Raw genomic sequence first — 23,516 nt, 5'->3', positions numbered from 1 at the left:
CCGGGCAACTGCGCGTCCAGGAGCGCGTCGCCGCTGGCCTGCACCGCCTGCACCGGGCTGGCCAGCGCGTGCGCATGCCAGACACCGGCGTGGATGTCCTGCGGGCTCGGGCCGGCATCAGCAAAAAGGTGGGGGGCGCGCGCAGCGCTAGTCATGGCAAGGGGTTTCGTATGAAACTGTATTTATAACCAGTATATGCAAAACACCTCTGCTATCAAAATCAAGAGCAGGGTTGGCAGGCTGGCAGGGCCCGGCCGCCGACCTCAGAGCCCCTGTGCAATCGCCCCGGCCACGCAGTCCAGCGCCCAGAAGAGGTCGGCCTCGTCCACATTGAGTGGCGGGGCGAGCACCAGCACATTGCCCTGCCCGACCTTGAAGGACAGGCCCGCGCTCAGGCAGCGGTAGAGCACCGCCTCGGCCAGCTCGGGGGCGTGCAGCTCGATGCCGATCAGCAACCCCGCGCCGCGCACCTCTTTGACCGCCGCCATGCCGGCGGCGCGCGCGCGCAGGCGCATCAGCACTTCGTCGCCCAAACGACGGCTGCGCGCCAGCAGGCCTTCCTGCTCAATCACATCAAGCACGGCCAGCCCGGCGGCGCAGGCGAGCGGATTTTTTTCGTGGGTGTAGTGGCCCAGCGAGATGTGCGGCCCCACATTCAGGCCCTCGCGGGCAATCAGCGCGGCCAGCGGCATGCTGCCACCTCCCAGGCCCTTGCCGATGACGATCATGTCGGGTTCGATGCCGTAGCGCTCCACCGAAAACAGGTGGCCGGTGCGCCCCAGCGCGATGGGGATTTCGTCCAGGATGAGCAGCGCGCCGTGGCGGTCGCAGATCTGGCGCAGGCGGCGGTAGTAGTCGGCAGGCGGCACCTGCACGTCGGTGCAGCGCACCGTCTCGACGATGACGGCCGCCACGTCACCCTCTTTGTGCAGGCAGTAGTCGATGTAATCCACACAGCGCAGCGCGCAGCTGCCGCCGCAGCCGAATACGCAGTGCCCCGGGTCGCAGGGCGGCACATGCTCGCTGCCGGGCAGCAAAGGGCCGATGCCGCGGCGGAACACCGCCTCGCCGCCTACCGATATGGCGTCCAGCGAGGCACCGTGAAAGGCGTCCCACATGGAAATGGTTTTGAAGCGGCCGGCAGCCAGCCGCGCCAGCTTGAGCGCCATGCCGATGGCCGCGGTGCCGCCCGGCGCAAACAGCAGGCGCGCGCCCTGCATGGGGGCGGCCTGGCAGAGCCGGCGCGCCAGGTCCACCGCTGGGCGGTTGGTGTAGCGGCGCGGGCTGAAGGGCAGCGTGTCCAGGGTCTCGCGCATGGCCGCCAGCACGGCGGGGTGGCCGTAGCCGATCTGGTGCAGGCTGTTGCCATGGAAGTCGAGAATCCGGCGGCCGGCGGTGTCGGTAAGCCAAGCGCCTTGCGCACCCTGCAGCGCATTCAGGCAGGGGGTGGACATGGACTGGTGCAAAAACCAGCGGGCGTCTTCATCGAGCAAGGCGCGTGTGGCGGGGTCGATGTGCTGGGCCTGCCAGTCGGTGCGGCGCTGGCCGAGGTTGACGTCGCCCTCGCTGTGGTCGGCGGAGGCGGCCTTGTGGTGCGGGGATTTAGGCAGCATCGGCGCCGCCTGTGAGTTCGCCGTCCCGCAGCATGCGAAGCCGCCCGCCTTGTGCGTGGGCAAACAAGGCCTCAGCCACGCCCGGCGCGTCGCGCGCCTCCAGCAGGTCGACGATGGCGCTGTGCTCCTCGGCAAAACGCGGAATCGCCATCGGCGTTTGCAGATTGCGGCGGCGAAACAGCACCAGCAGCTTGCACAACTTGCGGTAATGCGCGCTCAGCACCGCGTTGCCGCTCATAGCCACGATGCAGTCGTGAAAACTCAGGTTCAACTCATGGAAGCGGGCCACATCGTCGGGCTGCACGCAGCGCATGGCCTCGGTCATCTCGCGCAGGGTGCGCAATTGCTCGGGCGTGATGCGCGCGGCCAGCAGGCGGCCGGCGCAGGCGTCCAGCCCGGCACGGACGTCGTAAATATCTGCCGCCTCCGAGAGCTTGATTTCGCGCACCCAGGCACCGCGGTTTTTTTCCTGGTGAATCAGCCCCGACTCCTCCAGCGAGCGAAAGGCCTCGCGCAGCGGCCCGCGCGAGATGCCAAACCGCTGGGCCAGCGCAATTTCGTTGAGCTTGGTGCCCGGCGGCAGCTCGCCGGCCAACACCATGTCCTCAATCGACTCCACCACCAGGCGGGTCAGCGAGGTGCTCTGCACCAGGGCCAGGGCGGAGCCGGCAGGGGGGCTGAGAAGGGTGGACATGGAAGGGCGAACTGGTGACGGGGTGGCAGGGATGTGGGGCGCAGGCAGAAATTTGGGCGGATTATAGGGACAAAATCCAAATTGTAGATTGTCAACAATATGACACAAAGCCCGCCTAAGCTCCGTGCCGTAGCGGTCGACGCGCGCACGCTCCACGCTGGCGCCCGGCCCTGCGTCCATACCCCTCAGACCACTCCCAGGAGCCCACATGACCCTTCATCAGATCAAACTGACTTTGCTCGGCAGCCTGCTGGCAGCCGTAGCCGTGTTGCCTGCCCATGCACAAAAAACCGTCCTGAACGTCTATACCGCGCTGGAAACCGACCAGCTCAAGGCCTACCAGGAGTCCTTCAACAAGTCCTACCCCGATGTGGAAATCAAATGGACCCGCGACTCCACCGGCATCGTGACCGCCAAGCTGCTGGCCGAAAAGAACAAGCCCGTGGCCGATGCCATCATGGGTGTGGCCGCTTCCAGCATGGTGGTGTTTGACCGCAACAACATGCTCGAGCCCTACGCGCCTGCCAACCTGAAGGCGATCAACCCCCGCTTCACCTCCGGCAGCGCCAAGCCCACCTGGGTCGGTATGAACGTGTGGGGCGCCGCCATTTGCTACAACGTGATCGAAGCCACCAAGCAAGGCCTGCCCCGCATCGAGAGCTGGAAAGACCTGCTCAAGCCCGAATTCAAGGGCAAGATCGTGATGCCTAACCCCAACTCCTCGGGCACCGGCTTTCTGGACGTGACCGCCTGGCTGCAAATGTTCGGCACCAAGGGCGGCTGGGACTACATGGACAAGCTGCACGAGAACATCGCGGTCTACACCCACTCCGGCTCCAAGCCCTGCGTGATGGCGGCTGCCGGCGAGTTCCCGGTGGGCATTGCGTTTGAATACCGCGCCAACGTGTTGCGCACCAGGGGCGCCCCGATTGACGTGCTGTTCCCGCAAGAAGGCTTGGGCTGGGATCTTGAATCCATGGCCATCGTCAAGGGCACGCCCAACATGGACGCCGCGCGCAAGCTGGCTGACTGGGCATCCACCCGCGAAGCCAACGAGCTGTATGCCAAGAATTTTGCAATCGTTGCCATCCCCGGCATCACCACCCGCCTGAAGTACGTCCCCAACGACTACGAAAAACGTCTGGTGAAAAACGACTTCAAATGGATGGGCGAGAACCGCGACGCGATTTTGGCCGAATGGCAACAACGCTACTCCGCCAAGTCCGAGCCACGCCGGTAAGCGCCCGCGCCCGCAGCACCGGAATTCGCCCATGTCACACCTGCATATCCACAGCCTGAACAAGCAATTCGGCCAGTTCACAGCGCTGGCGGATATTGAGCTCACGGTGGCAAAGGGCGAGTTCGTGGTGCTGCTGGGGCCTTCGGGCTGCGGCAAGACCACCTTGCTGCGCACCATTGCCGGACTCGAACAACAAGACAGCGGCACCATTTCTCATGCCGGTCGCGACATCTCGGCACTGCCACCGGGCCAGCGCGACTACGGCATCGTGTTTCAGTCGTACGCACTATTTCCCAACCTCAACGTCGGCCAGAACGTGGCCTACGGACTTAACAGCCGCAAGGCTGGGCGCGACGCCTTCCGCCAGCGGGTGGACGAGATGCTGGCCCTGGTCGGTCTGCCGGGCACTGAAAACAAGTTCCCGTCCCAACTCTCGGGCGGGCAGCAGCAGCGCATTGCCTTAGCGCGCGCGCTGGCCACGCGGCCCGACCTTTTGCTGCTCGATGAACCTTTGTCGGCGCTGGACGCGATTGAGCGGGTGCGCCTGCGCTCCGAAATCCGCCAGCTGCAGCAAGCCCTGGGTGTTACCACCATCATGGTGACCCACGACCAGGAAGAGGCGCTGGCCATGGCCGACCGCGTCGTCGTCATGCGCAGCGGCCGCATCCAGCAGATCGGCACGCCGCATGCGATTTACCGCGCGCCGGGCAATGATTTTGTGGCCGACTTCATCGGCCGCAGCAACCTGATTACCGCACGGGCAATAGCCCCCCACCAGGCCGATTACGGGGGTCTGATGCTGCACAGCGCGCAGGCGCTGGAGACCGGAAAAAGCTACCGCTTCAACGTGCGGCCGGAAGATGTGCAGCTGCTGGACGGCGCAGAGGCGCAAGACAACAGCCTCTATGCACGCATCATCAAGAGCGAATTTCTGGGCGCCTATACGCTGGTCACGCTGGCGCCCGCGCACCACAGCCTGCCGCCCCTGCAGGCCCAGTTTTCCAGCAACTATCTGGCCGGGCGCAGCCTCGCGGTCGATAGCCATGTGCGGATCGCCATCCCAGCGGCCAGCCTGTGCCTGATGCCGGATGCCGCATGAACTGCGGGCGTAAGGGCGAGCGCGTAGCCACGGCACGCCGTCAAAGCGGCGAGGCAGGCCCCACCGCCCTGCTGGTGCTGGCAGCGCTGGCGCTCTGCCTGTTTTTGCTGCTGCCGCTGGGCACCCTGCTGCTGCGCAGCGTGCTCGACGAATCGGGGCAGTTCAGCCTGGCCCGCTTTCACGCATTTGCAACCGCGCCCGGCATGGGCGAGGCGGTGTGGAACACGCTGTGGGTGGCCCTGACGGTGACTTTTTTGGTGGTGCCGGCTGCGTTTTTGTATGCCTATGCACTGCAACGCTCGTGCATTCCGCTCAAGGGGCTGTGGCGCACCCTGGGCCTGTCGCCCCTTCTCGGGCCTTCGCTGATCGGTGCGATTGCGCTCATTCAATGGTTCGGCACGCAGGGCGTTCTCAAGGCATGGCTGGGGGGCGTGAGCGTGTATGGCGCGCCGGGCATCATTCTTGGCACCGTGTTTGCCAGCTTCCCGCACGCGCTGATGATTCTGATGGTGGCGCTCGGCACCATGGACGCCCGGCTCTACGAGGCCGCAGATGCCCTGGGCGCGAGCCGCTGGCGCAAGTTCTGCACGGTGACATTGCCGGCGGCCAAGTACGGGCTGGTCAGCGCGGCCATGGTGGTGTTTGCCTATTCGGTGAGTGAGTTCGGCATCCCGAAGGTGATTGGCGGCAACTTCAAGGTGCTGGCGGTAGAGATTTATGTACAGGCGGTAGGGCAGCAGAACTTCGGCCGCGGTGCGGTCGTGGCGTTGCTCTTGCTCATTCCGGTGGTGCTGGCCTTTCTGGTGGACCGTCAGATGCAGAAGAAGCAAAAGGCCACCCTCACCGCGCGCGCGGTGCCCTACCTGCCGCGTAGTGACTGGCGGCGCGACCTGCCGCTCTTGGCCTGGACGGTGTTGACCGCTGGCGCCATGCTGGCCGTGCTGGGCATGGCGGTGTACACCTCGTTCATCACCTTCTGGCCCTACAACCTGGAACTCAGCCTGAACCATTACACCTACGGGCTGCAGGAGGCCGGCGTGCTGAACGCCTACATCAACAGCGTGCGCATGGCGGCATGGACGGCGATTTGTGGTGCGCCCTTTGTGTTTGGTGCAGCTTATTTGCTGGAGAAAACCGGCAAACCGCAGTCGCTGCTGCACAGCCTGATTCAGGGCCTGGCCTCGGTGCCAATGGGGGTTCCCGGTCTGGTACTGGGTATTGGCTACATCCTTTTTTTCAACCACCCGGACAACCCGCTCAACGGGCTGTACCAGACGCTCACTATTTTGGTGCTGGTCAACGTGGTGCACTTCTACACTTCCTGCCACCTCACCGCCATCACCTCACTCAAAAGCTTGGACAAAGAGTTTGAGGCGGTCGGGGCTTCGCTCAAGGTCTCGCGGCTGGTCACGTTCTGGCGGGTGACGCTGCCGGTGTGCATGCCCGCGGTGCTGGAGATATTCCGCTATCTGTTCATCAATGCGATGACCACCGTTTCGGCGGTGGTGTTCTTGTATTCGCCCGATACCATGCCGGCTTCTGTCTCTATCCTGAATCTGGACGAAGCCGGCGAACTCGGGCCTGCCGCCGCCATGGCCAGTCTGATTGTGGCGACCACCGCCCTCTACAGCCTGCTGCACTCGGTGTTGAGCCATTTCTTTCTGCGCAAACAGCAGGCTTGGCGCACGCTGCGGCGCTAGTGATTCCCTTTTTTCTGGAGAGCGCACCATGCAACAACCACTCGAAGCCGTCATTTTTGACTGGGCCGGCACCATCGTGGATTTCGGCTCCTTCGCGCCCACGCAAATCTTTGTGGACGCCTTTCGCACCGCCTTTGCGTTCGACTTGAGCCTGGCCGAAGCACGCGGCCCCATGGGCCTAGGCAAATGGCAGCACATTGAAGCCCTGGGGCAGCACCCCGAAGTGCGGGCCCGCTGGGTGGCGCAGTTCGGTCGTCCCATGGGCGAGACCGAGGTTCGGCACATTTATGAGACCTTCATCCCGCTGCAGCAAGAGCGCGTGGGCCTGCACAGCGACCTGATCCCCGGGGCGCTGGAGGTGGTGCAACAGCTGCGCCAAAGTGGATTCAAGATCGGATCCACCACCGGCTACCCTCGGGCGGTCATGGAAACGCTCATCCCGCTGGCCGCTGCCAAGGGCTACGCGCCCGACTGCGTGGTCTGCGCAGACGATCTGGCAGCCGGCGCGCGCCCCGGCCCTTGGATGGCGCTGGATTGCGTGCAGCAGCTCAAAATCAATGCAGTGCGACTGTGCGTGAAGGTGGACGACACCGCCCCGGGCATCGCCGAAGGCGTGAGCGCCGGCATGTGGACCGTAGGGCTGGCGCTCTCCGGCAGCCCCGCCGGCATCACGCTGGAAGAGTTCCGCAGCCTGCCGCCCGAACAGCTGCAAGCCGTGCGCGAACGCGTGAGCACAGAGCTCAAGGCGGCGGGCGCTCATTTCGTGATTGACACCGTGGCGGAGCTGCCCGCGCTGTTGCCTGAGATTCAGGCGCGGGTGGCCCGTGGCGAAAGCCCGAGCGCGATTTAAACCGGCTATGCAAGCCAATATGCAGTACGACCTGGTGGTAGTGGGTAGCGGAATCATCGGTTTGGCCAGTGCCTATGCCGCCTACCGGGCGGGCCTGAAAGTCGCGGTGGTGGAGCGCCATGCGCGCTGCGTGGGTGCTTCAGTGCGCAACTTTGGGTTCGTCACCGTCACCGGCCAGCGCCGCGGGGAGCACTGGGCACGCGCCCTGCGCACCCGCAATGTGTGGGAAGAGGTGGCGCCACAGGCCGGCATTCAGGTGGTGCACCAGGGCCTGTATGTGCTGGCCCAGCGCCCCGAGGCCATGGCGGTAATAGATGCCTTTTTGCAAACCGAGATGGGCGAAGGCTGCCGCCTGATGAGCATGGCCGAGGCGAGAAAAGACTTTCCCGCTCTGCAAGACGGATTGGGCGTGCTCTACAGCCCGCATGAGCGGCGCGTGGAATCGCGCGACGCCATTCCCCAGCTTAGCCGCTGGCTGGAGCACAGCCTGGGTGTGGACTTCTTCTGGAACACCGCGGTGCACGGCATAGCCGCGCCCAAGGTACACACCAGCCGCGGCACCCTGCACGCTGAGCGCTGCATTGTGTGTCCGGGTCACGAACTCAGCGTTTTGTACCCCGAAGCGATTGCCGCGGCAGGTATCCGCATGTGCACCCTCCAAATGCTGCGCGTGCAGCCGGCCAGCGCTGTGACGCTGCCGGGCTCGGTGATGTCGGACCTGAGCCTTGTGCGCTACGAGGGCTATGCCGATTTGCCCGAATCTGCGCCGCTGAGGCAGGTACTGGAGCGCGAACAGGCTGAATGGCTGGAGCAAGGCATTCACCTGATTGCGGTGCAAAGCACCGACGGAACGCTGGTGGTGGGCGACAGCCATGTGTACGGCAACAGCGAGGCGCCATTTGCCAGCGAGCGCACAGATGTGCTCATCCTGCAGGAAATGCAACGCGTGCTCAAGCTGCAAGACGCCACGGTGAGCGAACGCTGGACAGGCACCTACGCGTCGGCGGCTGGCGTGGTCTACAAGGCGCAGGTGGCGCCGGGGGTGGTGCTGGGCATAGTGACCGGCGGCACCGGCGCATCGACCTCTTTTGCGTTTGCCGAAGAGCTGTTGGCCATGGCCATGGCAAGCGCTTAACGCCTCTTTGCAACACCCCCGCTGAGAACGCGCCAGCCTCGGTCTAATTGGACTCAAGGTCGGCGGTAAATCACCTGCTGCCGCGCCCAATAAGGCGTTTTCAAATGGTCCAGCCGCACCGTACCGCCGGTGGATGGCGCATGCACAAAGCGCCCCTCGCCCACAAAAATGCCGGCATGGGTGGCACGACCGTTTTGCACAAAGACCACCACATCGCCCGAGCGCAAATCAGCCGGCGCAATACTGCTGCCCCAGTCCATAAGGCCGGCGGTGGTGCGGGGGGCGACCAAGGCGGCGCGCTCTTTGTACACATAGCCAATGAGGCCACTGCAATCGAAACCGCTGTCGGGCGTATTGCCGCCGTAACGGTAAGGCGTGCCCACCAGGCCGATGGCCGTGAGGGTCACGTCGTTGGCCTGCGCGTGCGTTAACCGTCCTGCCACGGGCGCGGTGGTGATGGAAGGCGCAGAAGGTGCAGACGGGCTTGTGGGTACTGCCGCCACCGGAGCGGGCGCCCTCGGGGCGCCGGAGCAGCCGGCCAGAAGCAGCGCCACCAAGACACCTAGGCATAGGCCACCGGGCCGCATCACACCTCCTGCACACGTTGCCCGATCTCAGGCCAGCGGCTGCGGATAAACAGCCAGGCGCACAGGCCCACGCCCATCATCAGCAACGATGCGGTCGCCAGTCCGATGGTGGAGTGCATGACCAAAGGAGAGATAACCCCGGCCACGATGCCGTTGGCGCTAGAGCCCACAAACATCTGCAAGCTAGACGCCATGCCGCGGCGCTCGGGGTGCAGGTCCAGGACCAAGAGGGTCACCACCGGCATCATCAGAGCCCAGCCGAACGAGAAAATCGCAATCGGGAACATCGCCCAGCTCACATGCGGGGTCAACACCACATTGGCCAGCAGGTTGAGTACGCCGATGACCAGCATGATCACAAAGCCGTCGCGTATCTGGCGCTTGGGGCTGATTTTGCCGGCCACCCGGCCGCTGAGAAAGGCCCCGCCCATGATGCCGCTGATGGTGAGAATGAAAAACCAGAAGAAATGCTGCGGTAGCAGGCCCAGATGCTCGCCCAAAAATACCGGTGCGCTGAGTACATACAAAAACATGCCGTTAAACGGTATGCCGCTGGCCAGCGCCAGGAGGAAGAAGCGGGGGTCAGAGCCTAACTTCCAGTAACCGGCAAGAAGGTTTTTGGCGTGAAAGTGCTGCCGGCGGGCCGGTGGCAAGGTCTCTGGCAACAGCATGTAGTTTGCAATCAGCAGGGCCAGGCCAACGGCTGCGAGAAACCAGAAGACGCCGTGCCAGCTGACATGGATGAGCAACCAGCCCCCCACCAAAGGCGCGATAGCGGGCGCGACCCCAAAAATGAGGGTGACCTGGCTCATCACCTTTTGCGCCTGCGCCTGGGGGTAGACATCGCGAATCACCGCACGGGAGACCACAATACCAGCCCCGGTGCACAGGCCCTGCATGGCACGAAAGAAGATGAGCTGCCCAATCGTCTGCGACAGCGCGCACCCCACGGAGGCTGCGGTGAAGGCCGCCAGCCCCCACAGCACCACAGGGCGGCGGCCCAGACTGTCAGATAAAGACCCATGAAAAAGCGCCATGAAGGCAAAGCCGAACAGGTACGCCGACAGGGTTTGCTGCATCTGTACCGGATTAGCGCCCAGGGACTGGCCGATATCCGAGAAGGCCGGCAGGTAGGTGTCAATCGAAAACGGCCCCAGCATACCGAGCAAGGCCAGCAGAATGGAAAACGCCCATTGCGGTGCGCGCCAGAGGTGTTGGCTGTCGGGGTTCATGGGCTTGCCATTTCCGCCGCCAGCGCGCGCCAGCCGCGCACGCTGCAGCCTTGGCGCTCATAAGACCCATCGCCGCCGTACACCAGCATGGGCGAGCGGGCCTCGTCCTGGGCAAATTTTTTCCATTTGGCAATGGCGTCGGGCCAGTCGGCGCCAAAAGTTGCGCCGGATTTGATTTCTACAGCCTGCAGCCCTTCGCGGGTCTCAAAGAGCAGGTCAACTTCGTGGCCTGCGCTGTCCCGCCAGAAATAAAGCTGCGCAGGCTGACCCGCGTTAAAGCCCTGCTTGATGAATTCGCTCACCACATACGTTTCAAACAGCGCCCCGCGCGCAGCGTGCGTCTGGATGCTTTCTGCCTCGCGGATTCCCAGGAGCCACGCCATCAGCCCGACATCCAGAAAATACAACTTGGGCGTCTTGACAAGGCGCTTGCCGAAATTACGGTGGTAGGGATGAAGGCGGGTCACCAGATAACTGGCCTCCAGCACCGAGAGCCACTCGCGCGCAGTTACCGCGGAGATTCCGCAGTCGGCCCCCATCGCTGCAAGGTTGAGCAGCTGCCCGGATCGTGCCGCACACATACGCACGAAACGCTGAAACTGCGACAAATCGCGCACGGCAATGAGCTGTCGTACATCGCGCTCCAGGTAAGTCGCGACGTAGTTGGGGAACCAGTCGTGAGAAGCAATCTCTCGGGCGTACAAGGCGGGGTAACTCCCGAGGAGCAGCATCTCCTCCAGCGTGGCAGGGAGTTTTTGTGCAGCGACCAACTCAGGCGCGGACAGGCCCAGGAGCTCTACCCTGGCAACCCGGCCGGCCAACGTCTGGGTAACCCCGGCAATTAACTCCAATTGCGCAGACCCGGTGAGCACAAAGTCGCCCATCACGCCGCGCGCATCCACCACACCCTGCAACCAGGACAGCAGCGCAGGGCAACGCTGTACCTCATCGAGGATGGCGCCCGCATCGAAGCGTGCAAGGAACCCGCGCGGATCGCGCTCGGCGAACTCCCGCTCGTCGGGGTTTTCCAGCGAGACATAGGGCTTGTGGGGGAACACCGACTTGGCCAGCGTCGTCTTGCCGGATTGGCGCGGGCCGGTCAATGCCAAGATGGGGAAGCCCTTGGCCAATCTTTGCAAGGTGGCAGAAGCAGCGCGGGGGATCATTTATACAAATCGAAAGTTGAAGTTTCGTTTTGCAAATTGTACTGCCGACGCGGGCAGATTGCGTTATGTGGCGCCGGAAGGCTCAGCGCGCGGGTTATGTACAGCGCGCCCGGCGCGCGCATTCGCGGGCGAGCCGGATTCATACTGGCGCCAGACGCGGCGTAGGTCGCGGGCAGAGCCAAATCCGCAGGCCTCGGCGACCCTCTCAACCGGCCACCCTTGTTGCGCGAGCAGCACTTTGGCGTGGGCAATGCGGAGCTGCTGCTGGTAAGTGACCAGGCTGATGCCGGTGTGCTGCGCAAAAAGCCGGCTCAGGTGGCGGGGGCTCACACAGGCTACATGCGCCAACTCTGACAAAGTCCAGCTGCGTTGCGGCGCACCGGTCACGGCGTCTTGTGCGCGGTGAACCGCGGGGTGCATGTGGTTACGGTGCGCCAGCCAGGGCGAGGTTTGCGGTTCATGCGTACCACGGCGCTGGTAAAGAACCAACTGGCGTGCAACGCGGGCAGCAAGCTCGGGGGTAGCCAACTGCTCAATGAGGTGGAGCGCAAGGTCGATACCGGTGCTCACGCCGGCGCTGGTCATCACCGCACCGTCCACCACAAAGATTCGGTCCGCATGGACCACAGCGCGCGGGGCCAACGCCTGCAAGTCGGCGATCAGGCTGTGGTGGGTGGTGCAGTGCCGCCCGTCCAGCCAGCCGGCCTGCGCCAGCAACAATGCGCCCGAGCAGATGCTGCCTGCCCGCAACCCTGTAGCCGGCAAAGCGAGCAACTGACGCAGCCATACGACGACGGTAAGAGCGTCGACTGACGCATAGTCCTGCGCCGCATCGCGATTACCGGTCACCAGCACCACGCTGTCGCGGGGTACAAGGTCCGGCAAAGGCTCGAGCCCATCCAACACCGTACCCAGAGAACTCTGCACCCGACTTTGAGGGCCGCAGGCATGCAATGCAAACGCAGCGCCCATGTCCTGCGCCATTCGAAACGCTTCGGCGGGGCCGGCGTAATCCAGCAGCAGAACGCCGGGCGTTATGACGAAATAGACGTGAACCATGCAGTGATCGCTGAGCGTTTTGTCAAGCCGGGCCGATCAGGCGGTTGAAGGAAGCTCTGCCAGGCAAGTGTCCACATCCACGATGCGGGCAAAGCGCCCCTGCAGCACCAGCTCGGTGCGCAGGGTGATGTCTTCGGCGCTGAATGTGCGGCCGCTCGCTTGGTGCGTCATGGGAAATGTCAGCGTAGCCTCGGAGACAAAATCCACCGCATAGCCGATGTCAGCCCCCACACGGGTGGTGGTCTCGCAGCATTGCTCGGTGCGAATTCCGCTCACGATGATGCGCCCCACCCCTTGGCGGCGGAGCCAAAGGTCGAGTCCGGTGTCGGTGAAGGCGTTGTGGGTGTGCTTGCAGAAGCTGGCATCCGCCTGCGCCGGCAGCCACGACATCGGCCGCACCAGCCCCGAGGATTCGCGAAACGGCAGGTCGTCGTCAACATGAAAGATGTGCACCACAGGCACGCCGGCAGCACGGCAGCCGGCCTGTAGACGCAACAGCGCCGCCTGAAAAGGCGCAGGATTTCCGTACTGCCAATAAGGCGTGTGGAGGAAGGACTCCTGCACATCAATGACGAGGAGCGCTGTTTTCAGGGAAGATACCGAGGACATAAAAAGACACTTTTTTGAATTTAGGTCTTTATGCTATCCCTTAATCGACGGGCGATGAATGAGAAATTTGGCCAACTATGGGACACAAAGCGCCATCTTCCTAATTCCTCGACTTGATAAACGATGCTTTTGCGCCCGCCAGCACACACAATGGCGAAAACACCCCCAAAGAGGAGACAAACATGACCCAGCCCGCTTTGATATTGGACTACGTTTACCGCCACGAAACCGCGCTGGGCGAGCAGGTCTTCCTGTCGCAACCGGTGGGCGGCGGTGTGGTTGTGGACTACACTTGGCGCCAGACATTGGACCAGGCGCGTCGCATGGCGACCTACCTGCAAGACCAGAACCTCGGGCCAGGCGCGAAGGTGGCGATTTTGTCCAAGAACTGCGCGCACTTCATCATGGCCGAGCTGGCCATCTGGATGGCAGGCTGCACCACCGTGGCCATCTTCCCCACCGAAACAGCCAGCACCGTGCGTTATGTGCTGGAGCACAGCGAGGCCAGCCTATTGTTTGTCGGCAAGCTCGACGGCCTCGACCAACAGCGCGAAGGCTTCCCGCAGGGGCTGCCGCTGATTGCCTTCCCCTTGGCGCCCACCAATGATTACGCGTCGTGGGACGCCATCACCGCACGCACCCCGCCGCTCACAGGAACCCCGCATCGCAGCGGCGCCGACATCGCCATGCTGATGTACACCTCCGGCTCCACCGGCCAGCCCAAGGGGGTGATGCACAGCTTTGAGCGCATTACCGCCGCAGCTGTGGGCATCAACACCGACACCAACCGCCGTATCGGTGCGGGGACGCGCAACCGCATGCTGTCTTATCTGCCGCTGGCCCATGTGTTTGAGCGCGCGTGGGTGGAGTCGGCGTCGCTCATCAACGGAAACACGCACCTGTACTTCGCCGAGTCACTGGACACCTTCATTCAGGATCTGCACCGCGCCCGACCGATCACCTTTATTTCGGTGCCGCGGCTGTGGCTCAAGTTTCAGCAGGGCGTGTTCGCCAAAATGCCGGCGCGCAAGCTGGAGCGTCTTTTGTCCATCCCGTTGTTGGGTAAGTTGGTCGGACGCAAGGTTCTCAAAGGCCTGGGGCTGGATAACACCGTGCTGGCCGGCAGCGGCTCGGCGCCCATTCCAGGCGAACTCATCCTCTGGTACCGCCGGCTGGGTCTGAACCTGATCGAGGGTTACGCCATGACCGAAGACTTTGCCTATTCGCACAACTCCACCGCGCAGATCAATGCACCGGGTTGCGTGGGCGTGCCGCTTGCCGGGGTGGAAGTGCGCATCAGCGAGGAGGGAGAGGTGTTGATCAAGTCGCCCGGGCAGTTCGTGGGCTACTACAAGCGGCCGGACCTGGACGCAGAGGCCTTCACCGAAGACGGTTTTTTCCGCACCGGCGATCAGGGCGAGCGCCGTGCCGACGGCCTGCTCAAACTCACCGGCCGCGTCAAAGAGTTGTTCAAGACCTCCAAGGGCAAATACGTCGCGCCCGCGCCGATTGAGAACCGCATCAACGCCTGCCCCCGCATCGAAACCAGCATGGTCTCAGGCGTTGGCCGTTCATCCGCCTACGCCTTGGTAGTGCTGGCGGAAACCGTCCGCCCCAGGTTGGGCGACCCCGCCTTCAGGGCTGAAGTGCAGGCTGAATTGGAAAAGCTGCTTACCGATGTAAACACCGAGCTGGCTGAATATGAGCGCCTGCAGATGCTGGTTGTGGCGCCGGAGCCCTGGACGATTGACAACGGCATGCTCACACCAACCATGAAAATCAAGCGCTCCCGCATTGAGGCGGCTGTGGAGCCGCATCTGGACAGCTGGTACGCCAAGCCACAGGCCGTTCACTGGGCCTGAGCCGGACCGCAGTCGGGGCGGGTTTAGCACCCTGCACCACCCTTGTAGTCTTTGGGCTTATTCATTAGCACTCATCGTAGGCGAGTGCTAATATAAAGCCTGAACGCAAGGAGTTTCTACATGTCTGCACTGATCGCCGCTCCCAAAACCGCCCTGGCCTCGGCCAATCCGTGGTCCCTGGTGCCGCCGCTGGGCAACCTGGACGCCTATATTTCTGCCGCCAACCGCCTGCCCATGCTGACCTTAGAAGAGGAGCAGGAATACGCCCGCAAGTTCAAGAATGACAACGACCTTGAAGCTGCCGGTAAGTTAGTACTGTCTCACTTGCGTCTCGTCGTGTCCGTGGCGCGTCAGTATTTGGGGTATGGCTTACCACACGGCGACCTGATTCAAGAGGGTAATGTGGGCCTTATGAAGGCGGTCAAGCGCTTTGACCCCGAACAGGGCGTGCGCCTGGTGAGCTACGCCTTGCACTGGATCAAGGCCGAAATCCACGAATACATCCTCAAGAACTGGCGCATGGTGAAGGTCGCCACCACCAAGGCCCAGCGCAAATTGTTTTTCAACCTGCGTTCGATGAAGCAGCGCTTTAAAGGCGAAGATGCGGCCGCCGACCTCGGCACCCACCGCGAGACACTCAACCCTGAACAGGTTAAGACCATGGCGCGCGAGCTGAAGGTCAAGCCCGAAGAGGTGCTGGAAATGGAAGCGCGGCTGGCCGGGGGCGATGTGCTGTTAGACCCCAGCCCCTCCGACGATGGCGAGGACGCCTTCGGCCCTATTTCTTATTTGACCGACACCAAGCACGAGCCTGCAGCGATGCTGGAAGCGCGCCAGCGCGACCTGCTAGCCACTGACGGAATTGCTACCGCATTGGCCAGCTTGGACGAACGCAGCCGCCGCATTGTGGAAGAGCGCTGGCTCAAGGTGAATGACGACAACTCCGGCGGCATGACGCTGCATGATTTGGCGGCTGAGTACGGCGTGAGCGCCGAGCGCATTCGACAGATTGAGGTGGCCGCCATGAAGAAGATGAAGGTGGCTCTCGCCGCTTACGCCTAAGGCGCGCTGCCTTTGAGCATCAGGATTTCAGCAGCTGCTTGATGTCCGACGTGATGACTTTGGCGCCACTCCCATAGCGGGTAAACAGGCGCAAATTGCCTTTGGTGTCGTAGATGTAGCTGCCTGCGGAGTGGTCCATGGTGTAGCTGGTGGGCGTTTTGCCCTCGACCCGCTTGTAATACATCTTGAAATCTTTGGCGACTTCGGCCAGCTTCTCTGGCGTGGTGTAGAGCGCGATAAAGCTCGGATCGAAGTTTTCCATGTAGCCCTTGAGCACCTCGGGTGTGTCGCGTTCGGGGTCCACTGTGACAAATATGCCCTGCAGTTTGTCACCATCGGCGCCCAGCGCCTTTTTGACCTCTGCCAGCTCCGCCATGGAGGCGGGGCAGACATCGGGGCATTGGGTGTAGCCAAAGAACACCACCACCACCTTGCCCTTGAAGTCAGACACCCGGCGCGCGTTGCCGTGATGGTCGGTCATGGCAAGATCTTTGGCGTAGTTGGCTCCGGTCACATCCACCGAGGAAAACGAAGGGCGGTCCTCAGAACAAGCGGTCAAAACACCACCAGCCCCCGCCGTTATTGCGCAAGCAGCTATGAAATATATAGCAATTCGTTTATTCATAGGATGTAATGATCCAGCAGAAGTGCAGCAAACAGCACGCTAAGGTGAATCAGCGAAAACCGGAAGGTGGCGCGCGCGAGTTCGTCCGAGTAGTTGCGCAAGAGGCGCACCGCATACCAGCAAAAACCAAGACTCAGCCCTACCGCCACCACCAGATACAGCCAGTGGCTCATTCCATAGACAAAAGGCAACATGCAGGCCGCCAGCAACATGAAGGTGTAGAGCAGGATTTGCAAACGGGTGAATTCGCTTCCGTGCGTCACCGGCAGCATCGGCAGTCCGGACTTGCGGTAGTCCTCCACCCGGTAGAGGGCCAGCGCCCAGAAGTGCGGCGGGGTCCACAAAAAGATGATCAAGAAAAGAATCAATGCCTCCGGCCCCACGTCGCCGGTCATGGCCGCCCAGCCCAGCACCGGCGGCATAGCGCCAGACGCGCCGCCAATGACAATGTTCTGCGGTGTCAGCGGTTTGAGGATGACGGTGTAAATGACCGCGTAGCCCACGAAGGTGGCGAAAGTCAGCCACATGGTGAGCGGGTTCACCCACAAGTACAGAATCGCCGAGCCCGCTACACACAACACCGCAGAGAACAGCAGTGTTTGCACATCACTGAGCTCGCCCCGTGCGGTGGGCCGCCAGGCGGTACGGCGCATCTTGGCATCAATGCCCTTTTCGACGATGCAATTAAAGGCCGCTGCCGCACCCGCAACCAGGTAAATACCCGCGCACGCGACCGCAGCCAACCACACCTGGGCCCCCGACGGCGCGCCTGGCACGGCCAAGACCATGCCGATGAGTGCGCAAAAAACAATCAACTGGATCACCCGCGGTTTGGTCAACGCGTGGAACTGGGCCAGCACCGAGTGCTTGGAGGCGGCTTCTTGGACGGTCATAGGTGTCTTGGATTGTGCACTGTCAGTAGCTTCGGCCCACAGCCCGCGAAGTCACAAGCACCCACACTAGAACCATGACCAGTGCGCCGGCGCCTCCGGTGTGCATTACCGCTGCCAACAGGGGCCAGCCGAGTACGACATTACTCAGGCCCGTCACCAACTGCAAAGCTAGCAAGCCCACCAGATACTGCGCCGCCTTTTTGAAAGCCGCGTGCCGACACAAGACCCACGCCAAGGCGCCAAGGACGGTTACTGTGACCAATGCGAGCATCCGGTGCCCCACATGGATCGCGGTTAAAGCCTGAAAACTGAGGTGCTCCCCTGCAGCCGTTAATCCCAGCGGGCGCCATATTTCAAGTGCCGCGGACCAGTCCATGGGTGGCCACATCTGGCCCTGGCAGCCGGGGAACTCGGCGCAGGCGAGCACCGCGTAGTTGGTGCTGACCCAGGCTCCCGAAGCCGCTTGCAGCACCAGCAGCGCAAGCGCCGCCCATGCAAAGCCTTGAATCCAGCGCGGCGCGGGTTCAAATTCGGCCCGGCCCTGCGCTCTCGTTGACGGGCTACCAACCGCCTGGACCATCAAGAGCGCAAGTAAGGCATAGCCCCCCAGCAAATGCAGAGTCACGATGGCAGGAAAGAGCTTCATGGTGACGGTCAGCGCGCCGAAGGCCCCTTGCACGCACACCCACACCAAGGTTGCCGTGGGCCACCAGGGGTTGGGCGCACTACGGGCCGACTGTGACCGCATACGCCAGGCCCAGACTGTCATGACGCTAATTAGCGCACCGACCGCGGTAGCCATGTAGCGGTGCACCATCTCAATCCAGGCCTTGCTGTGGGTCACCGGGCCGCTGGGCAATGCGGCTTGCGCACTGGAGATTTCATGCACAGCGCCCAGTGGACTGGCATTGCCGTAGCACCCGGGCCAGTCCGGGCAGCCAAGTCCGCTGTCGGTTAAGCGGGTAAAGGCGCCGAACAGCACGAGGTCGAAGGTCAGAAATAAGGTCATCACTACCAAGGCCTGGTAGCGGCTCACAGGTGTGCCGCGCCCTTTGCGTAGGTAGACCCACAACGCCGGAAGGGCCGCGAGCAATGCCCCGATCAGCAGCAGATTCCACAGGGGGGAGAGGTCGTAAAGGTCAACTTGCATCATTGTTTCCCGGCCCTAATCCCGACCCGCACGGTCCCAGAACTGGGCGGCACGCATCAGCCGGTTCAAGTCGCGCTTTACCTGAGCCGCGGTTTCGCCATTCAGGCCAGCAGGAAAACGCATCATCCAGTTCCCCAGGGGATCCACCAGGTACAGGTGCTCCTGCAACAAGTTCCCGGGTTGCGGCTGCAACCACTGCGCGAGCTCAGCAGCTGGCACGCGCACCACGGTAGCACCTTCAAGCGCGGGCCCAATTTCATTCGGAACCGGAGCTGCGTCATTGATCAGCCAAACCCAGTCCAGGCGGTCTTTTTCCTTACCGAGCCCTTCGCGCAGTTGCCGCTGAATGTACAAGTGGCTCTGGCAGGCAGCGTCGCAGGCACCGCCCGACACGCTCACAAACAACCATTGGCCTTTCAAGGCACTCAGGACCACCGGCGCCCCCTTCAAATCCTGCCCTGCGATGGAAGGCAATGGACGCTGCGGCTCTATCAAGGTACCGAAGTTTTGCCGGCCTTCCGGGCGGATGACGTAATAGGTGAAGTAGGAGGCCAACACAGGCGCGGCGCACACCAGCATCAAAAAAAGCATCCGCCAACGGCCCGCGCGGGTATTGACCACAGCGCTCTGCAGTTCGCCCGACGGCACGGGCATCGTGTGCACGGTCATGGCCAATGGTTGGTCTTGGTGCCGGGGCGCGCTAGACATTGGATGATTCCCTCTTGGATGAAACGAAGTGCGAACGCAAGCGGAACCAGACAAACAATCCGGCGATCAATGCCGACAGGGCAAACCACTGAAAGGCGTAGCCGTAATGTTTTTCGATACCCAATTTGATGAGCGGCCAGTCCCGCAGTAATCCCTCTGAGGCCTGTCCGACTTGGAGGACTGAGAAATCTGTGTGTATGGGCAAACCACTTTCCAGTCTGAACGCTTGCATGTCCAGATTTTGACGGATAGGCCCAGTTGTTGCGCCGCCCAAGTCATAAAGCTTTGAAGGCGGCAAGGCGATTCGCCCGCGCAGGTTAACCTCTCCCGCTGGGGTCTCCACCGCAGGTAATTGAGTGCGGTCCAGAAAATTCCGCGGCACCCAGCCGCGCTGCACCAGGACCACCTCGTTCGTGCCCGATACCCGCAGAGGTGTCAGTACGAAGAAGCCAACCTTGGCCTGCATCTGGCGGTTGTCAAGAAACACCGTGTGCTGCGAGACCCATTTGCCGCTGAGCTCTACCGGATGATGCAACCACTTCTCTGCTACGCGGCCACCAGCAAGCTCTGCTGACCTAATGCCCGCCTGCTTTTCGCCGGCCTGCATCGCTTGGGCAATATTTTCCTTTTGGGCTGCACGGCGTAGCTGCCAAAACCCGAGTGACACGGTCAGAGCCACAGCCAGCACGGCGGATATCGGGACCAGCAACAAGAGCACGCGCGGGTTCACCGGATAATCCCCTCTATGACATATTTTGTAATATTTGCTTTCATTCTAATTTTGGGCAGCTTGGCAGCCGCCTTGTTTTTCATGCTGCGTGGGGGCACGTCGCAAGACGCTAAGGCGAAAGGCATGGCGAGGGCATTGGGCCTACGGGTCGGGGTGTCCATATTTCTGTTCTTTTGCATTCTGCTGGCTTGGAAGCTGGGATACATTTCCCCCACTGGAATTCCACAGGGACGCTGAGCAATAAAGCAGCCACTTAAACCAATAAAAAGGGCACCCGAGGGTGCCCTTTTTTTGCGTCTTGCGACGCATCAGAACCAGTAAACCAACACGTACAAGCCCAACCAAACCACGTCAACAAAGTGCCAATACCAAGCCGCGCCTTCGAAGCCGAAGTGTCGCTGCGGAGTGAAGTGGCCCTTTTGGAGACGCAAGGTGATAAATAGCAACATCAACATACCAACAAAAACGTGGAAACCATGGAAACCGGTCAACATGTAGAAGGTCGATCCAAACACGCCGGAGTTGAGCTTCAGGTTGTAGGCTGTGTAAGCGTGGTAATACTCATATCCCTGCACAAAAAGGAAGACAACGCCCAACAGCACGGTAGCCCACATGAAAGCGATGGTTTTGGTACGTTGTCCTTCAATCAATGCATGGTGAGCGATGGTCAAAGTCACGCCAGATGTCAACAACAGCGCGGTGTTGATGGTGGGCAACCAAAAGGGTCCCATGGTGGTGAAGGGCTCGACAATTCCGCCTGGCGATGCAGTGGCACCCGCAGCCATGCTAGGCCAAACCGCTTTGAAGTCAGGCCAAAGGAGCGCGTTTTCAAGGCTCCCAAGTTCCGGCACCGAGTGCGAACGTGCCCACCAAAGCGCGGTGAAGAACGCACCAAAGAACATTACTTCCGAGAAGATGAACCAGCTCATGCTCCAACGGTAAGAGATATCGATTTTTCGCCCATACAGCCCGCCTTCGCTTTCAGCGACCGCGTCACGGAACCACTGGTACAAGACAAAGAGCCACCAAACCAAACCCAACATCAAGGAGTACTTGCCCCACTCCGAACCATTGATCCATTGACCCGCGCCGAGGATAACCAGAAACAAACCGGCAGACGCCATAACCGGGTGCCGCGAGGGACCGGGAACGAAGTAATAAGGCGTAGTGCCGTGTGCTGTTGAACTCATGTCTGCTCCATTTCTTCACTAATTCATCTACCTGCTGGCGCGTATCGCTGTCAGCTGCCGACAACCCATCCCACCAAACCCATCAATCCCACAATCAGTAACAAGGCACCAGCAATGCCAACAAGCACAACGTGCAGGGGATTTACCTTGGCTAGATCGTCGCGGTACCCGGAACTACTGCGAATTCCGATGAAGGACCAAGCCACCACTTTGATACTGCGCAAAAAAGAGGACTTCTTTTTAATCTCTTGTGACATCACGAGCCCGCACCCAGCTTTAAGTCCGGCTTCAGACTGGCTACCGGAGCTGCTGGCGTCTTGCCACCGACCTCAAAGAATGTGTATGACAGCGTTATCGTAGAAACATCTTTCGACAATTTCGGGTCAATCACAAACACTACCGGCCACGACTTCTTCTCGCCGGGTTCCAGGGTGTACTGGGTGAAGCAAAAGCACTCCAACTTATTGAAATGCCCCGAGGCCTGCATAGGCGCATAACTCGGAATTGCCTGAGCGGACATACGTCTGTTCTGCACATTTTGAAACTCGTAAACCACCGTGGTCATTTCGCCTGGGTGAACGGTGAGAGACCTCTGAGCCGGCTTGAACTGCCAAGGGCCACGGGAGTTGGCATCAAACTCCACAGTAATTGTCCGACTGGTGTCTATCTGCGAGTTGCTTGGTGCCGCCTTTTGCCCGGAAAGCATTTGCTCCCCAAGGGCGAGCACATTAATGCCGGTCATCTCACAAATCGCCTGATAGAGCGGCACCAACACATATCCAAAGGCGAACATGGCAACCGTCACCACGGCCAACTTGCCAAGCATTTTGCTATTTGCGCTAGTGGACGCCACGCTTCACCTCCCAAGCAGAATCATTTTGAACATGAATCCGGCAAAAAAAACCGCTGCGACAGAGGCCAGGATCAGCCCCAGGCGCAGGTTCGCTTTTTTTTGGTCAGGGCTTCCCATTAGCCAATCACCTTGGTGGCGGTAACGTCTAACTTAGGCGGATTTTCGAAGGTATGGAAAGGCGCGGGAGACGGAACTTCCCACTCCAAGCCTTCAGCACCTTCCCAAGGCTTCTGCGGAGCTTTTTCGCCCTTGCCCATCATGGCTGGCAAAACAACACCGAAGAAGAAATATACCTGCGCGAGACCGAAAGCGAAGGCTCCGATAGACGCGACAACGTTGAAGTCTGCGAACTGCATTGGGTAATCGGCATAGCGACGGGGCATACCGGCCAATCCCAAGAAGTGCATGGGGAAGAAGGTCACGTTGAACGAGATCAGTGACCACCAGAAGTGCAAACGGCCTTTCCACTCAGGGATCATCACACCAGTCCACTTAGGGGCCCAGTAGTAGAAGCCGGCAAACATTGCATACAGAGACCCAGCTACCAGCACATAGTGGAAGTGGGCCACCACGTAATAAGTGTCTTGCAATTGGATGTCGATCGGGGCCATGGCCAAGATAAGGCCAGTAAACCCGCCCATAGTAAAGACGAAGATGAATCCCACGGCGAACAGCATGGGGGTCTCAAAAGTCATGGAGCCTTGCCACATGGTGGCGATCCAGTTGAAGATTTTCACAGCGGTGGGAACTGCAATCAACATGGTGGCGTACATAAAGAAGAGCTGGCCCGTCACCGGCATACCTGTCGTGAACATGTGGTGAGCCCACACAATAAAAGACAGGATGGCGATAGATGAAGTGGCGTAGACCATGGAGGAGTAGCCGAACAGCTTCTTACGAGCAAATGCGGGAACAATCTGGCTGACGATACCGAAGGCCGGCAAGATCATGATGTACACCTCTGGATGTCCAAAGAACCAGAAAATGTGTTGGTACATCACAGGGTCGCCACCGCCAGCAGGGTTGAAGAAGCTGGTGCCAAAGTGACGGTCAGTCAATGTCATGGTGATGGCACCTGCCAGCACGGGCATGACCGCAATCAACAAGTACGCGGTGATCAGCCAAGTCCAGCAAAACATGGGCATCTTCATCAAAGTCATGCCAGGAGCGCGCATGTTCAAAATAGTGACGATGATGTTGATGGAGCCCATGATCGATGAGGCACCAAGAATGTGCAGCGCGAAGATACCTGCGTCCATCGATGGGCCCATTTGAAGGGTGAGAGGCGCATAAAGAGTCCACCCCGCAGCAGGCGCTCCACCTGGCATAAAAAAGGACGACACGAGCATGAGGGCCGCGGGAATCATCAGCCAGAAGCTGAAGTTATTCATCCGAGCGAAAGCCATGTCCGAGGCGCCGATTTGCAAAGGGATCATCCAGTTCGCAAAGCCAACGAAGC

25 protein-coding genes are annotated in these 23,516 nt (G+C 61.1%); 8 read left to right on the top strand and 17 right to left on the bottom strand.

Translation table 11 applies throughout. The features are described from left to right. Positions 1-263 precede the first annotated feature (263 nt). Positions 264-1,613 carry an aspartate aminotransferase family protein gene (locus tag Q0O05_RS06120; RefSeq protein WP_293661273.1) on the bottom strand — a complete coding sequence of 450 codons (1,350 nt, stop codon included), beginning with the start codon at positions 1,611-1,613 and terminating at the stop codon, positions 264-266. Then, the gene (locus Q0O05_RS06115) at positions 1,603-2,307 is read right to left on the bottom strand and encodes an FCD domain-containing protein (RefSeq protein WP_293661272.1); all 705 of its coding nucleotides are present in this window, start codon (positions 2,305-2,307) and stop codon (positions 1,603-1,605) included. The genes Q0O05_RS06120 and Q0O05_RS06115 overlap by 11 nt, the downstream gene beginning before the upstream one ends. A gap of 208 nt (positions 2,308-2,515) precedes the next feature. On the opposite strand from Q0O05_RS06115, the gene Q0O05_RS06110 reads away from it, so the two are divergent. The 5 genes from Q0O05_RS06110 to Q0O05_RS06090 are packed head-to-tail and all read left to right on the top strand — an operon-like array spanning position 2,516 to position 8,331. Further along, the gene (locus tag Q0O05_RS06110; RefSeq protein ID WP_293661271.1) at positions 2,516-3,547 is read left to right on the top strand and encodes a putative 2-aminoethylphosphonate ABC transporter substrate-binding protein; all 1,032 of its coding nucleotides are present in this window, start codon (positions 2,516-2,518) and stop codon (positions 3,545-3,547) included. Positions 3,548-3,578: 31 nt separating this feature from the next. After that, entirely contained in the window at positions 3,579-4,646 is a 1,068-nt protein-coding gene (locus Q0O05_RS06105; RefSeq protein ID WP_293661270.1) for a putative 2-aminoethylphosphonate ABC transporter ATP-binding protein, read from the top strand. After that, complete coding sequence (locus tag Q0O05_RS06100) at positions 4,643-6,346, top strand: putative 2-aminoethylphosphonate ABC transporter permease subunit (protein ID WP_293661268.1); 1,704 nt, start codon at positions 4,643-4,645, stop codon at positions 6,344-6,346. Before Q0O05_RS06105 ends, Q0O05_RS06100 begins: the two co-directional genes overlap by 4 nt. 28 nt (positions 6,347-6,374) lie before the next feature. After that, a complete protein-coding gene (gene phnX, locus Q0O05_RS06095; RefSeq protein ID WP_293661266.1) occupies positions 6,375-7,196 on the top strand; it encodes a phosphonoacetaldehyde hydrolase in 822 nt (273 codons plus the stop codon). 7 nt (positions 7,197-7,203) lie between these two features. Continuing rightward, complete coding sequence (locus Q0O05_RS06090; protein ID WP_293661264.1) at positions 7,204-8,331, top strand: TIGR03364 family FAD-dependent oxidoreductase; 1,128 nt, start codon at positions 7,204-7,206, stop codon at positions 8,329-8,331. Positions 8,332-8,384: 53 nt separating this feature from the next. Here the strand turns inward: Q0O05_RS06090 and Q0O05_RS06085 are convergent, their stop codons facing one another. From Q0O05_RS06085 to Q0O05_RS06065, 5 genes are all read right to left on the bottom strand, one after another. Further along, positions 8,385-8,879: a C40 family peptidase gene (locus Q0O05_RS06085; RefSeq protein ID WP_293661274.1), complete on the bottom strand. Its 495-nt coding sequence runs from the start codon at positions 8,877-8,879 to the stop codon at positions 8,385-8,387. Between the two features lie 38 nt (positions 8,880-8,917). Continuing rightward, complete coding sequence (locus Q0O05_RS06080) at positions 8,918-10,150, bottom strand: multidrug effflux MFS transporter (RefSeq protein WP_293661262.1); 1,233 nt, start codon at positions 10,148-10,150, stop codon at positions 8,918-8,920. After that, the gene (locus Q0O05_RS06075; RefSeq protein ID WP_293661260.1) at positions 10,147-11,316 is read right to left on the bottom strand and encodes an ATP-binding protein; all 1,170 of its coding nucleotides are present in this window, start codon (positions 11,314-11,316) and stop codon (positions 10,147-10,149) included. The genes Q0O05_RS06080 and Q0O05_RS06075 overlap by 4 nt, the downstream gene beginning before the upstream one ends. A gap of 63 nt (positions 11,317-11,379) precedes the next feature. Next, on the bottom strand, positions 11,380-12,375 hold the full coding sequence (locus Q0O05_RS06070) for a helix-turn-helix domain-containing protein (protein ID WP_293661258.1): 996 nt from the start codon (positions 12,373-12,375) through the stop codon (positions 11,380-11,382). 36 nt (positions 12,376-12,411) lie between these two features. Further along, entirely contained in the window at positions 12,412-12,984 is a 573-nt protein-coding gene (locus Q0O05_RS06065) for an isochorismatase family protein (protein ID WP_293661256.1), read from the bottom strand. Between the two features lie 182 nt (positions 12,985-13,166). On the opposite strand from Q0O05_RS06065, the gene Q0O05_RS06060 reads away from it, so the two are divergent. Next, positions 13,167-14,846 carry an AMP-binding protein gene (locus Q0O05_RS06060; RefSeq protein ID WP_293661254.1) on the top strand — a complete coding sequence of 560 codons (1,680 nt, stop codon included), beginning with the start codon at positions 13,167-13,169 and terminating at the stop codon, positions 14,844-14,846. Positions 14,847-14,966: 120 nt separating this feature from the next. Then, positions 14,967-15,908, top strand: a complete 942-nt coding sequence (gene rpoH, locus Q0O05_RS06055; protein WP_293661252.1) for an RNA polymerase sigma factor RpoH — start codon at positions 14,967-14,969, stop codon at positions 15,906-15,908. A gap of 19 nt (positions 15,909-15,927) precedes the next feature. Here the strand turns inward: rpoH and Q0O05_RS06050 are convergent, their stop codons facing one another. Genes Q0O05_RS06050 through Q0O05_RS06030 form a run of 5 tightly spaced genes read right to left on the bottom strand, consistent with a single transcriptional unit; the run spans position 15,928 to position 20,014 of the window. Continuing rightward, entirely contained in the window at positions 15,928-16,533 is a 606-nt protein-coding gene (locus Q0O05_RS06050; protein WP_293661250.1) for an SCO family protein, read from the bottom strand. Beyond that, on the bottom strand, positions 16,530-17,426 hold the full coding sequence (cyoE, locus tag Q0O05_RS06045; protein WP_293661249.1) for a heme o synthase: 897 nt from the start codon (positions 17,424-17,426) through the stop codon (positions 16,530-16,532). Before cyoE ends, Q0O05_RS06050 begins: the two co-directional genes overlap by 4 nt. 22 nt (positions 17,427-17,448) lie before the next feature. Further along, entirely contained in the window at positions 17,449-18,579 is a 1,131-nt protein-coding gene (locus Q0O05_RS06040; RefSeq protein ID WP_293661247.1) for a COX15/CtaA family protein, read from the bottom strand. Positions 18,580-18,591: 12 nt separating this feature from the next. Continuing rightward, a complete protein-coding gene (locus Q0O05_RS06035; protein ID WP_366519042.1) occupies positions 18,592-19,245 on the bottom strand; it encodes a hypothetical protein in 654 nt (217 codons plus the stop codon). 31 nt (positions 19,246-19,276) lie between these two features. Next, positions 19,277-20,014: an SURF1 family protein gene (locus Q0O05_RS06030; protein ID WP_293661243.1), complete on the bottom strand. Its 738-nt coding sequence runs from the start codon at positions 20,012-20,014 to the stop codon at positions 19,277-19,279. A 15-nt stretch (positions 20,015-20,029) separates the two neighbouring features. On the opposite strand from Q0O05_RS06030, the gene Q0O05_RS06025 reads away from it, so the two are divergent. Continuing rightward, positions 20,030-20,251 carry a DUF2909 domain-containing protein gene (locus tag Q0O05_RS06025; protein WP_293661242.1) on the top strand — a complete coding sequence of 74 codons (222 nt, stop codon included), beginning with the start codon at positions 20,030-20,032 and terminating at the stop codon, positions 20,249-20,251. Between the two features lie 71 nt (positions 20,252-20,322). Here the strand turns inward: Q0O05_RS06025 and Q0O05_RS06020 are convergent, their stop codons facing one another. The 5 genes from Q0O05_RS06020 to Q0O05_RS06000 all read right to left on the bottom strand — a co-directional run. After that, entirely contained in the window at positions 20,323-21,204 is an 882-nt protein-coding gene (locus tag Q0O05_RS06020) for a cytochrome c oxidase subunit 3 (protein WP_293661240.1), read from the bottom strand. A gap of 50 nt (positions 21,205-21,254) precedes the next feature. Continuing rightward, complete coding sequence (locus tag Q0O05_RS06015) at positions 21,255-21,461, bottom strand: DUF2970 domain-containing protein (RefSeq protein ID WP_293661238.1); 207 nt, start codon at positions 21,459-21,461, stop codon at positions 21,255-21,257. Then, the gene (locus Q0O05_RS06010; RefSeq protein WP_293661236.1) at positions 21,461-22,057 is read right to left on the bottom strand and encodes a cytochrome c oxidase assembly protein; all 597 of its coding nucleotides are present in this window, start codon (positions 22,055-22,057) and stop codon (positions 21,461-21,463) included. The genes Q0O05_RS06015 and Q0O05_RS06010 overlap by 1 nt, the downstream gene beginning before the upstream one ends. Before the next feature lie 3 nt (positions 22,058-22,060). Continuing rightward, positions 22,061-22,174, bottom strand: a complete 114-nt coding sequence (locus Q0O05_RS06005) for a cytochrome oxidase small assembly protein (protein WP_293661234.1) — start codon at positions 22,172-22,174, stop codon at positions 22,061-22,063. Beyond that, positions 22,174-23,516 (bottom strand): cytochrome c oxidase subunit 1 (locus tag Q0O05_RS06000; protein WP_293661232.1); only part of this gene is annotated, 1,343 nt, incomplete at its 5' end. The genes Q0O05_RS06005 and Q0O05_RS06000, both read right to left, overlap by 1 nt.

The organism is Rhodoferax sp. OV413, from assembly GCF_945881795.1.
In the GTDB taxonomy this organism is placed as follows: domain Bacteria; phylum Pseudomonadota; class Gammaproteobacteria; order Burkholderiales; family Burkholderiaceae_C; genus Allorhodoferax.
This window is presented reverse-complemented; position numbering and strand designations above follow the sequence as displayed.